The 9,956-nt window shown below is 45.2% G+C and carries 11 protein-coding genes; all 11 read left to right on the top strand.

Annotation, left to right across the window (positions count from 1 at the left end; all coding sequences use genetic code 11):
* Positions 1-104 precede the first annotated feature (104 nt).
* The 11 genes from EST42_RS02930 (at position 105) to nusB (ending at position 9,949) form a co-directional block, all read left to right on the top strand.
* Positions 105-1,229, top strand: a complete 1,125-nt coding sequence (locus EST42_RS02930) for an AAA family ATPase (RefSeq protein ID WP_245150355.1) — start codon at positions 105-107, stop codon at positions 1,227-1,229.
* On the top strand, positions 1,165-1,806 hold the full coding sequence (locus tag EST42_RS10955; protein ID WP_245150354.1) for an ATP-binding domain-containing protein: 642 nt from the start codon (positions 1,165-1,167) through the stop codon (positions 1,804-1,806). Before EST42_RS02930 ends, EST42_RS10955 begins: the two co-directional genes overlap by 65 nt.
* 364 nt (positions 1,807-2,170) lie before the next feature.
* Positions 2,171-2,923: a response regulator transcription factor gene (locus EST42_RS02925; RefSeq protein WP_134644138.1), complete on the top strand. Its 753-nt coding sequence runs from the start codon at positions 2,171-2,173 to the stop codon at positions 2,921-2,923.
* A gap of 323 nt (positions 2,924-3,246) precedes the next feature.
* A complete protein-coding gene (locus EST42_RS02920) occupies positions 3,247-4,200 on the top strand; it encodes a GRP family sugar transporter (protein ID WP_134644137.1) in 954 nt (317 codons plus the stop codon).
* An 87-nt stretch (positions 4,201-4,287) separates the two neighbouring features.
* Positions 4,288-4,503, top strand: a complete 216-nt coding sequence (locus EST42_RS10950) for a hypothetical protein (RefSeq protein WP_245150356.1) — start codon at positions 4,288-4,290, stop codon at positions 4,501-4,503.
* Entirely contained in the window at positions 4,421-4,849 is a 429-nt protein-coding gene (locus EST42_RS02915) for an ROK family protein (RefSeq protein ID WP_245150353.1), read from the top strand. Before EST42_RS10950 ends, EST42_RS02915 begins: the two co-directional genes overlap by 83 nt.
* A gap of 314 nt (positions 4,850-5,163) precedes the next feature.
* Complete coding sequence (locus tag EST42_RS02910) at positions 5,164-6,192, top strand: aldose epimerase family protein (protein ID WP_134644136.1); 1,029 nt, start codon at positions 5,164-5,166, stop codon at positions 6,190-6,192.
* A gap of 195 nt (positions 6,193-6,387) precedes the next feature.
* Positions 6,388-7,731, top strand: a complete 1,344-nt coding sequence (locus EST42_RS02905) for a glucose-6-phosphate isomerase (protein ID WP_134644135.1) — start codon at positions 6,388-6,390, stop codon at positions 7,729-7,731.
* Between the two features lie 699 nt (positions 7,732-8,430).
* On the top strand, positions 8,431-8,997 hold the full coding sequence (gene efp, locus EST42_RS02900) for an elongation factor P (RefSeq protein ID WP_134644134.1): 567 nt from the start codon (positions 8,431-8,433) through the stop codon (positions 8,995-8,997).
* Positions 8,998-9,089: 92 nt separating this feature from the next.
* Positions 9,090-9,527 carry an Asp23/Gls24 family envelope stress response protein gene (locus EST42_RS02895; RefSeq protein WP_134644133.1) on the top strand — a complete coding sequence of 146 codons (438 nt, stop codon included), beginning with the start codon at positions 9,090-9,092 and terminating at the stop codon, positions 9,525-9,527.
* On the top strand, positions 9,527-9,949 hold the full coding sequence (gene nusB, locus EST42_RS02890; protein ID WP_134644132.1) for a transcription antitermination factor NusB: 423 nt from the start codon (positions 9,527-9,529) through the stop codon (positions 9,947-9,949). Before EST42_RS02895 ends, nusB begins: the two co-directional genes overlap by 1 nt.
* The last annotated feature ends 7 nt before the right edge of the window (positions 9,950-9,956 follow it).

Raw genomic sequence — 9,956 nt, 5'->3', positions numbered from 1 at the left:
GCGCCCCCACGACACAACACACATAATTAACTCTAATAAGGAATGCCTTAACAAAAACAGTCGTATAATGCTGTAAGAAAGTAAGCGAAGGGAGGCACGTGCAGATGACACGATTTTCAGAGGACGATACAGAAATGTATTTCTGGCGCCATAAATTGCCAGAACAAATTTACCGTAAAATAAGCTTTGCAAAACTCATGGCGTCAACACCGGAATCAGAAATGAAGACGTTTGTCCGTAAAATCTTCGATAAACTCCCGCCAGAAGCGCAACAGCGGCAAGAATATGATCAATGGCTGTTAGCCTTGGTTGAGATGTTGCAGCAACCACATCCAGTGCCTGATGTCATGAACGCACTGACGACTGGAATACTAGCGGATGAGACATTGACGGTCGGGCAAACCGCTGTTTGGCAGAATATGCAAACGACGCCATCACCAATTCAAATTGTGACGGGGCGGGCCGGTTCTGGTAAATCATATATGATGGCGCGCCTAATTCGATTAGCTCAACAACAGGATGTGAACATATTGTTGATAACGCCAATCCGCGCTGCAGCGACAAATGCCCGTGGTCTTGTCGAGCGTGCCATTGGTGATTTACTTGACGAACATGAACCGGATTACTTGCTGAAGCCAGTTGATCACGTCACCATTGCGACAGCGACCAGCTTCACATACCGCAATCACGATGCCATGACGGAAATTGTGCGGACAGGACATTTTTTTGAAGATGCTGAGAAGTCCAGTCGGTATCCAACATATGACCTCATGATTGTTGATGAAACATTTGCGGCAAATGTGCGGGCGTTAATCGACACAATTCTATACGGCTTAGCAACTGGGGCACAAATTTTGCTCGTTGGTGATCCACACCAGCTGCCGTCAGTCGAGAATGACCCAGTGCCGTTTTTGAACGCGTTGGTGCTGGCGAGTTTAGCAAATCAGACGCCGACCTTACAACAAGTTAAGCGATCCAATTCGCCAATTATTGCAACAATTGCGAATGCTGTGTTAGATGGCGATGTGGCCCAGATTGAAGCACCAACTGAATTAATGCCAGCCGAAGTGTTGCCGGATATTTTCCTGACACGGCCTCATACCTTTGTGCCAATGTCAGAAACGGCACTGTTATTTGTGGTTGAAACTATCAAGCGGGCCTTAATTGCTGAACCCGATAAGGAAATGGTGGCGCTCGCACCAACTAACGAACTCCGCAAGCATTATTAATGCGGCTGTGCAGGATGCTTTGCTGGATACAGCTGTCTTGCGGACTGAAGTGCCACTATGGGTACGTGATGATTTAACTTTATATCCAGGCGACCGTGTCCAAGTGATACAGACGGTTTACGTGGCGAATAAAGCGAGTGGTGCGCACGAGAAGGTCCGGATGCGTGGGGGCGACCGTATCACAGTGGTTGATGCGATGCCGGATTACAACATGGTGTTGGTGCAAACTGTTGATACGCCAGATCCGATTTTAGTTGATTTGAATGAAAGCAATCGGACTGGCTTTAATTCATTTTCTTATGGTTCTAAGTTGGTGAGTGTCCGCGAGAATTTGGACTTGGGGTATGCGACCACGATTCATAAAATTCAAGGATTTACGTTAGACAACGTGTTGGTTGTCATTCCGATGATTTCAAAGTTCATTACGACCAATTTAATGTATTCGGCAGTGACCCGGGCGGCATCGCATCTAGCGATTGTCGCGTTTCCAGCGGAATTAAAGCAAATATTAGCCAATAAAGTGACACATGATCAAGCAGCTATGCGACGGGTGCAAGGGTTGATTGCGTCACAGTAAGACCATAACATTCATTAGTAATCCGTGTTCGCCATAAAAAATACGGATTTTTTTCTTGCCAGACAGAATGTATATCCGGAAAAAAGAAGCTAAGCGAAAGAGAATTTATTTTTTGTTAATTGCAACAAATCTGTATTTACGTTGTATAATGTCCCATATAAGGGAAATGCCATAAATTTGGTGATGTTTTCCGCCCGGTGCGTCTGTTGCATTATGAAAGTGTGAACTTTGTTTGAACAGGCGCGAGATTTTGTAGACGTTCTGTGAAAAAGGCGCAATTATCAGACATCATTTGTTATTGTGGTAGATGTATAAATAAAAGAATTTTAAATTCAAGAATTCATTAAAGACGGGGAACAAGAATATGAAACTTTTGATGGTCGAGGATAACACGTCCGTTTCAGAAATGATGGGCATGTTCTTTAAGAAGGCAAACTGGGATGCATCATATGCATACGATGGTAACGATGCCGTTGCCATGTTTAACGAAGATCCAGATGCCTGGGATATGGTTATCTTGGACTTGAACTTGCCTGGTTTGGATGGTATGCAAGTAGCAGTTAAGATTCGTGAAGTCTCAAAGCATGTGCCTATCATCATGTTGACGGCACGTGACTCAGAATCTGATCAAGTGCTTGGTTTGGAAATGGATGCGGACGATTATGTCACGAAGCCATTCAGCCCAATTACGTTGATTGCACGTATCAAGGCATTGCACCGTCGTTCAGAAACGGCTGGTCAACCAGCTTCTTCAGAACCACAAGTGCACGAAGATTTCGATATACAAACACGTACGTTCAAGTTGAACTCAAACACGCGTGAAGCTTACTTGAATGGTAATTTGATTCAAGATTTGACGCCAAAAGAATTTGATTTGTTGCGTGTCTTGGCTAAGAAGCAACGTCAAGTGTTCTCACGTGAGCAATTGTTGCAATTGGTTTGGGACTACGAGTACTTTGGTGACGAGCGTACGGTTGATGCGCACGTTAAGAAGTTGCGCCAAAAGATCGAAAAGGTTGGCCCCCAAGTCATCCAAACGGTTTGGGGTGTTGGTTACAAGTTTGACGACTCTAATGTGTCGTCAGATGAAGAATCAGAAGCTTCAGCAAAGGCCTAGTAAGCGCGCACTAAGACAGTTATACTAGTGGCAGTGGTACTTACGAAATAAAAAAAGTCAACAAAAAAGGACCAAATTTTCGGTCCTTTTTTGTTGTATTCAAATTTAATTGACTTACAACTGTTAAGAATTGTTTGTGAAAGTGGGATGTGATCTATCAAGCGCGACCCCGTTAGACGCCTACATGACAGCGTTTTCAAAGACTTTGCGAAACTGTTTTGAAAAAGTTAGCAAAAAGTGTTGTGCAAACGCTTTCACCATGTTAATATAAATCCCGTTGATAAATGAACAAAAAATATTTTGATTGTGAAGGAAATTTAAATATGTCAATTTTAATTGCTCTTATTCCAGCGTTGGCATGGGGTTCTACTGGTCTAGTTACGACTAAGATGGGTGGAACGGCCGCACAAGGAACGTTGGGAATGACGTTTGGTGCATTCGTGTTCGGAATGTTGACGTTGGGACTGTTTGTTATTCCACAAGCGGGTGCTGACTTTGCCTTTAACCCACGTATCTGGATTGTTGGATTCGTGTCAGGATTGTTCTGGGCTGTTGGTACGGCTGGACAATTCGTTGGCTTCAAGAAACTGGGTGTGTCAGTTGGTAACCCACTTTCAACGGCCGGCCAAATTGTTTCCAACGCTTTGATGGCTGCGGCTGTCTTGGGCGAGTGGACGACTGGTCGCATGTGGACGTTTGGTTTATTGGCCATCGTTGCTGTTGTGGTTGGTGCCGTCTTCACGGCTTTGCCTGACTCAAAGGCGCCAGCTGAAGTTAACCCTGAGCACGACTTCAAGGGTGGCTTGGTTGCCGTTTTGATTTCAACGGTTGGTTACATGATGTATTTCGTGTTTCCTAACTTGTTGAACAAGATTGGTTACATTTCAAACTCAGTTCACAACCGTCACGACGGTTTGGACTACATGACTGCGATTGTGGGTCCACAATCAATTGGTCAAGTGTTGGGTGCCTTCATCATCGTTATCTTCTTCATGAAGGAAGGTAAGACGATGTTCCAAAAGGGTACTTGGATGAACATTGTAACTGGTTTGGTTTGGGCTTTGGGTAACGTCTTCATGTTTATCTCAACGGCTAACCCAAACATCGGTCAAGCAACTGCTTCAACGTTGTCACAAACGGGTATCATCGTTGGTACGTTCGGTGCCATCTACCTATTGGGTGAGAAGAAGTCAAAGCGTCAAATGGTCTTTATTGTTATCGGAGCGATTTTGGTCGTTATCGGTGCCATTATGATTGCTAAGTTGAAGACTTTGTAAAATTAATGATGATAAACACCTGCAGAGCATTAAGTTCTGCAGGTGTTTTTTCGCATAATTGACGTATTTTTTCGGTACGATTAGCGTGTGAAAGTACAAAAGGGGAAACTTAAGGAAGCTCAGGACTATTTGGCAATTGATATTGGGGGCACGAGGATTAAGTACGGTCTATTAGATCGAGCGGGGATGTTAATCGAAAAGGGGGACGTGGCCACACCAAATGAAACGCTATCTGAATTTGTGGCGACGATTCGTCAAATTGGGCAAACGGTACCGTTTTCGAGTTCGTGGGGTCGCGTTTAGTGCGCCTGGTAAGGTGGATCATGGGAATGAGACCATCTACGCAGGGGGTGCTTTGCCATTTTTAGACCAAGTTAATTTGGCCGATGAACTACAACTCGATATACCAGTGGCCATTGAAAATGAAGGTAAGACCGCCGCAATCGCAGAATTGTGGCTTGGGAATTTGACGGGTATTGATAATGGTGCAGCTGTTGTACTGGGCACTGGTATAGGTGGTGTCTTAATTTTGAATGATGCCTTGCACACGGGCTCTCATTTTCAAGCCGGTGAATTGAGTTTTATGCATAAGGGCGAAACGCGATTTTATGCAGATTCATATGGGAAATCGGTTCAGCTGTACAAATGATTGAAACGGTTGCGACAGTTTATGACTTGCCCGATGTAAAAGATAGTCGCCCGTCGTCCACACGTATGCGATGGCTTTACGAAACCGGAATTTTACCAGCGCGCTTTGGCAACGATGCGAATTTGTATGGCGCTTTGTACTATTTGCTGCTGCGTTTAAATCATGAAATCTAATCATTCATAATTTTGACACAGTTGGTATAGGCCGTTGATATAAAATAAATGTAAGCGGAATCAGTCAGTATGGTAAAATAAATATCGAGATAGAGTTTATTTTTTGAGACTGTAAGCCGATCAATGAAGGGGACATAAAAAATGACGATTACAGTAAATGAACTAGGCACAATGCCTAATGGTGAAGTCGCAAAGCAAATTGTTATTGAAAATGCCAATGGTCACAAGCTTGGCTTGGTATCATGGGGCGCTTCATGGCAATTCTTCCAAACGAAGTCAGGCGAAGAACTTGTCTTGGCTTATAAGGATGCGCAAGGATACTGGGACCACCCATACTTCTTGGGTAACGCAATTGGCCGTGTTGCCGGTCGTATCGATGGGGCATCATTTGAACTGAATGGCAAGACGTTCAATTTGAAGGCCAATGAAGGCTCAAATATCCTGCACGGTGGCGCTGACAACTTTGCGAACCGCAATTGGGGCTTTACGGTTGACGAGGCAGCTGGTTCAGTGACATTTACGACCACAATGACGGAAGCAATTGATAACTTCCCAGGTACGATGCCAACGTCATTGACGTACACGTTCAGTGACAATGACGAGGTTAGTTTGACGTTCGCCGCTGAGTCGGATGAAGATACGTTGTACAACCCAACGTCACACGCATACTTCAACCCAGCCGGTATCAACACAAATGCCCGTGAGTTGCATTTGCAATTGTCATCACCACGCCATTTGGAATTCCGCGCGGATAAAATTCCAACGGGAAAATTGTTGGAAACGGCTGGTACGCCGTTTGATTTCCAAGCAGGTACTAAGATTGGTGACCAAATCGCAAAAATGAATGGCACGTATGATGCTAATTTTGATGATGCTTTTGAGTTGGTTTACGAAGCTGGCACACCATCTGCTGTTTTAACAGATGAAAAGTCAGGTCGTGCAATCGAAATGACGACGGATCGTAATGCGGTTATTTTCTTCATTACGAATCCTGCCGTTGCCGAACACGAGGGTGACCGTGAGTGGTTTGATGCGAACCCATACAATGCAGTTGCGTTGGAAGCACAAACATTGCCTGATGCGATCCACCACCCGGAGTTTGGTGATATTGTTTTGCCAGCTGGTGAAAAGCGTTCATACACGACGACATACGCATTCAAGAACTTGTAAGCTGAAAAGCGGGCATCGGTTGGACTGGTGACCGCTTCTTGTTGGGGTTAGAGTGTCATGCGGATAGGTAGACGGCCTAAAAATTTTTAAAACAAGCGTAAAAATCTAGATAGCGAAATCGCTTTCAAGATTTTTTTAGAAGTGTTATGATTGGTCTATACCAAAAGCAATTAGGGGAAAACGAGGTAAGAATTAATGACGACGTTGACGTTTGACACATCAAAGTTGGCCGATTTTGTTGGTGAACAAGAATTAGGGATGATGCAACCAATGGTGACGGTTGCGGACCAGATGTTGCGCGATGGATCAGGGGCGGGCGCAGCTTATACAGATTGGCTACATTTGCCAACTGAGTACGACAAGGATGAATTTGCGCGTATTCAAACGGCAGCTAAGAAGATTCAGTCTGACTCTAAGGTGTTGGTTGTCATAGGAATCGGGGGATCATACTTGGGCGCTCGCGCAGCCATTGATTTCTTGAACGATTACTTCAATAACTACTATGGTGATGATGAACGTGACTTCCCACAAGTTTTGTTCGCTGGAAACTCAATTGCACCAGCTTACTTGAACAGTTTGATTAAGGTCATTGGGGACCGTGACTTCTCAGTTAATGTGATTTCAAAGTCAGGAACAACGACTGAACCAGCCATTGCTTTCCGTGTCTTTAAGCAAATGTTGGAAGAAAAGTATGGTGTTGAAGATGCTCGTGAGCGCATTTACGCTACGACTGACGCTAAGCGCGGGGCTTTGAAGACGCTGGCCGACGCAGAAGGCTACGAAGAATTTGTTGTGCCTGACGGTGTTGGTGGTCGCTTCTCAGTTTTGACAGCTGTTGGTTTGTTGCCAATCGCTGCTGCTGGTGGTGATATCGAACAATTGATGTCTGGTGCCGCTGCCGGGGAAGCAGCTTACGCCGATGCTGATTTGACGAAGAACCCAGCATACCAATATGCAGCATACCGTAACATCTTGTACCGCAAGGGTTATACGACAGAATTGTTGATTAACTATGATCCAACTTTGGTTCAAATTGGTGAATGGTGGAAGCAATTGCAAGGTGAGTCAGAAGGTAAGGATGGTAAGGGCATCTTTCCAGCTACTGGAAACTTCTCAACGGATTTGCACTCATTTGGACAATACATTCAAGATGGTCGTCGCAACCTGTTCGAGACGTTGTTGCGCGTAACTGAACCAGTTTCAGACGTTGTGATCCCAGAAACAGACGCTGACGATGGTTTGGGTTATTTGCAAGGCGAGACCATGAGTTATGTGAACCGCACGGCTTCAGAAGGAACGTTGTTGGCTCACGTTGACGGTGGCGTACCAAACATGATCGTTGAGCTTGATAAGCAAAACGAATTTGCTTTGGGACAAATGATTTACTTCTTTGAAGTTGCGGTAGCCATTTCAGGTTACTTGAACGGTATTAATCCATTTGACCAACCAGGTGTTGAAGCATACAAGCGCAACATGTTTGGTCTGTTGGGCAAACCTGGCTACGAAGAGTTGACAGCTGAATTGAAAGTCCGTTTGTAAGAAATTTAGAGCAGGAGACTGTAGCAGTCTTCTGCTCTTTTGTGATGCGTGTCCGTGTCGTCGCTGACGTGCCGAAACATGGGCCTGGGAAATTTCTCCGACAAAGATTCTCTGCGGCATACGCCCAACCGCGAGCACTGCCCGTGGCTCCCCTGCCGGTCGCATGTACCAAACTGGAAACTTTTATGTCTTTGGTGCATAGAAGGTCAGCGGACGGGTCGGGCTTCTCTGTCCCGCAGAAAATCGCTCCGAAATTTCCCAGGCTCATGTCAGCAATCGAGATGTTCTCGGCTGTTGTGGCATTACATTTATCAAAAAAGTAAATGGGTGAACTGTTCACTTCGAAATAGTTTGGTGGATGAAAGTCAAACAGTAATAAAATTGTTTGGCTGTTGTGCTTGGTCCTGCCACGCGTATAGACACGTACGTACCTTGACCCGCAGGTGTGGGTACATAGCGGGTTACCGCTTAGAGCCACGGAAGGTAAAGGTATTCGCGCCAAGGGTGTTGATGCCGCGCCCAGCAGGTCATGGTCTGGACATGTTAGCGTACCTAAAGAAGGGGCCAAGCACTCCGGCCGTCAGGGCGGACACACGGGCCACACTTAATTTTCCGAATAAAAAAGCACGCAATACTAGTTTTTAGACCAAAACTCTGCTAATATAATTCAGAAAGACATAAATCTAGGAGAATTCAATCATGGCAACTATTGGTATGAATGACTTGAAGACTGGTTTGACAATCGAGTACAACCAATCAATCTGGCGTGTGTTGGAGTTCCAACACGTTAAGCCTGGGAAGGGAGCAGCCTTTGTGCGTTCAAAGTTGAAGAACTTGCGTACGGGTGCTGTTAACGAAATCACTTTCCGTCCTGGTGACAAGTTCGAAACGGCTAACATCGAGACGACTGAAATGCAATACTTGTATGCTGAAGGTGACCAACACGTCTTCATGGATAACGAAACTTACGAACAAGTTTCAATCCCCGCTGACAAAATTCAAGATGCTTTGAAGTTCTTGTTGGAAAACATGAACGTTAAGATCACGATTTACGAGGGTGAAATCTTGGACGTTGAATTGCCTAAGACTGTTGAGTTGACTGTTAAGGAAACGCAACCAGGTATCAAGGGTGCTACTGCTAATGGTGGTGGTAAGCCCGCAACGATGGAGACGGGATTGGTTATCACCGTTCCTGACTTCATCAACGAAGGTGACAAGTTGGTTGTTAACACTGATAACGGTGGATCATACACGTCACGTGCCTAGTTTTAATTAGTAAAATCGGGTATAATAAACATACTGTTGAAAGCGCCGACCGGCAGCCGGCCGGCGCTTTCATTTTGAAGGAGGATAGTTCCATGGCAGAAGAAACCATTGTATTGGCGCACCTAAGCGACATTTCAGGTGAGACGCGTGTTAACACGCGCGTGCTTGAGATTATCGCCGGCTTGGCAGCGCAAGAAGTTGAAGGTGTTGCCCGCTTGCGTGGTTCATTGTCTGAGCGTGCTCAAGAAGCTTTTGGTCGTCGCATGCACGGTAAGGGCGTTGAATTGCAGCAAGGCGAAGCAGGATTAGAAGTAAATGTTTACGTTTACTTGAACTACGGTGTTAGCGTGCCTAAGGTTGCCCACGCAATCCAAGAGCGTGTCACTTCACAAGTAGCCGCAATGACTGAATTGCAAGTTACCTTGGTAAACGTACACGTACAAGGTGTTGTTTCAACAAAGCCAACGTTGACCGTTGACCCAAACAACTTGTTTGGCGATGACGAGGAGACGGAAGGAACTGAAGCATAATGGCATCATTGAACCGACACCAATTACGACAAGCCGCATTCCAATCTGTTTTCGGATTGGCAATGAATCCAGATGCGCAAGTCGAGGCAGTTGTCCAACAAGTATTAGATGGTGATCCAGAAATTACTTGGGAAGATGAACTACCAACGGATTTGCTAGACATGGTTAACGGTATTGTTGATCACCAAGATGAATTCGATTTGACGATTTCAGAATACTTAGCTGATGGTTGGACGATCGATCGTTTGAACTTAGCCGACATCGTATTAATGCGTGTTGCAATGTACGAAGTAAAGTATGATGAAACGCCAGCTAGGATTGCCGTTAACGAGGCTTTGCAATTGGCCCACGACTTTACAGATGATGCATCTCGTAAGTTCATTAACGGAGTTTTGAACAAAGCCTTGACTCCTGGTGAGTAAGGCTGTA

It is taken from the genome of Weissella cibaria, from assembly GCF_004521965.1.
Lineage (GTDB): Bacteria > Bacillota > Bacilli > Lactobacillales > Lactobacillaceae > Weissella > Weissella cibaria_A.
This window is presented reverse-complemented; position numbering and strand designations above follow the sequence as displayed.